We start from the raw sequence: 648 nt of genomic DNA on the forward strand, positions 1-648 counted from the left end.
CCATCCGGTAACGGGATTTGCACCCGCCGTCTGGCTGGAGCAGAGCGAGCGCCCGTACCTTCAGGGCTTGCCGGGTTTTAACGGCGTGTCGCGAGTGGCGCTTCCCGTTGCGCGAGCCCGGGTTGAGTCCTCGATGTCGATACAGCACCCACTGTCGGTCTATCAGCAACTGCTCACCGAGGTGCGCGCATGAACTTGCAACAGGAACGCATCGACGCGCATTGCCATAGCCTGAAGCTTGAGGGACTGATGAATCGATACGTCGCACTCGCCGGCGACGCAGCGACCAAGGAGTGGAGCTTCCTGGATTTCCTCGAGAACGCACTCGCGCATGAGCGTGAGACGAGACAGGTTCGATCCAGGCAAACGCTGGTCCGTATGGCAGGGTTCCCGGCCATCAAGACGCTCGACGATTACGACTACAGCTTTGCAGCGGAGCGCCGCGCAAGACCATCGACGAACTCGCCACGCTGCGCTTCATCGAGCGAGGCGAGAACGCGGTGCTGCTCGGCCCATCCGGCGTGGGCAAGACTCATCTGGCGATCGCCATCGGTTACGCAGCCACGCAGGCTGGCATCAAGACGAAATTCATCACCGCGGCCGACTTGATGTTGCAGCTCGAGGCAGCGCGCCGGCAAGAGCGTTACG

Annotated in this window: 2 pseudogenes; both read left to right on the top strand. The window is 62.0% G+C overall.

The annotated features are described in order from the left end of the window. Positions 1 to 193 (top strand): annotated as a pseudogene (locus QYH69_RS35940) (IS21 family transposase); the annotation flags it as partial. A 56-nt stretch (positions 194 to 249) separates the two neighbouring features. Continuing rightward, positions 250 to 584 (top strand): annotated as a pseudogene (locus tag QYH69_RS35945) (ATP-binding protein); the annotation flags it as partial. Positions 585 to 648 lie beyond the last annotated feature (64 nt).

Source organism: Paraburkholderia sp. SARCC-3016, assembly GCF_031119615.1.
GTDB lineage: Bacteria > Pseudomonadota > Gammaproteobacteria > Burkholderiales > Burkholderiaceae > Paraburkholderia.